This is a genomic window from Dietzia sp. UBA5065, assembly GCA_002415925.1.
In the GTDB taxonomy this organism is placed as follows: domain Bacteria; phylum Actinomycetota; class Actinomycetes; order Mycobacteriales; family Mycobacteriaceae; genus Dietzia.
In genome coordinates this window covers 2,855-3,550 of the sequence record DIAZ01000040.1, presented here as the reverse complement: position 1 = coordinate 3,550, position 696 = coordinate 2,855, and the positions used below count along the sequence as shown (strand labels likewise).

Sequence of the window (696 nt, the reverse complement as noted above, 5' to 3'; positions counted from 1 at the left end):
TCGACGGTGAAGTCGACGTGGCCCGGGGTGTCGATGATGTTGATCTGGTTGTCGGACCAGAAACAGGTGACGGCGGCGGACGTGATGGTGATGCCGCGCTCCTTCTCCTGCTCCATCCAGTCGGTGGTCGAGGCGCCGTCGTGCGTCTCGCCCGCCTTGCGGTTGACACCCGTGTAGAACAGGATGCGCTCGGTGACGGTTGTCTTACCGGCGTCGATGTGCGCCATGATGCCGATGTTGCGGACCTTGTTGAGGTCGGTCAGCACGTCCTGTGCCACGGATATTCCCCGATCGTGAGTCGTCGGTGGTCCGTGCGGCCTGTGTGGACCGTCCGAACCGGGTCTGTGTGTTGTCGCCGGCACGCTCTCTGTTCGAGGCGCCACTGGCACTTGTTCAATGATGCCACCCTGCGGGCGACTACGGGACCCGGGTGGGGCGCCGGACCGACGCCGCTCCCCCCGGGTCCCGTGCTGTCACCAGCGGTAGTGCGCGAACGCCCGGTTTGCCTCGGCCATCTTGTGGGTGTCCTCGCGGCGCTTGACCGCGGCACCCAGACCGTTGGAGGCGTCCAGGATCTCGTTGGCGAGACGCTCGACCATGGTGTTCTCGCGACGCTGCCGGGAGAAGGTCACCAGCCAGCGCATGGCGAGGGTGGTGGAGCGACCCGGACGCACCTCGACCGGCACCTGGTAGGTG

At 66.4% G+C, this 696-nt stretch carries 1 protein-coding gene and 1 pseudogene; both read right to left on the bottom strand.

What is annotated here, in order from left to right; genetic code table 11:
* Positions 1-278 (bottom strand): GTP-binding protein (locus B4M60_RS02930; protein WP_291080128.1); only part of this gene is annotated, 278 nt, incomplete at its 3' end.
* Positions 279-473: 195 nt separating this feature from the next.
* A pseudogene (locus B4M60_RS02925) lies at positions 474-696 on the bottom strand (30S ribosomal protein S7); the annotation flags it as partial.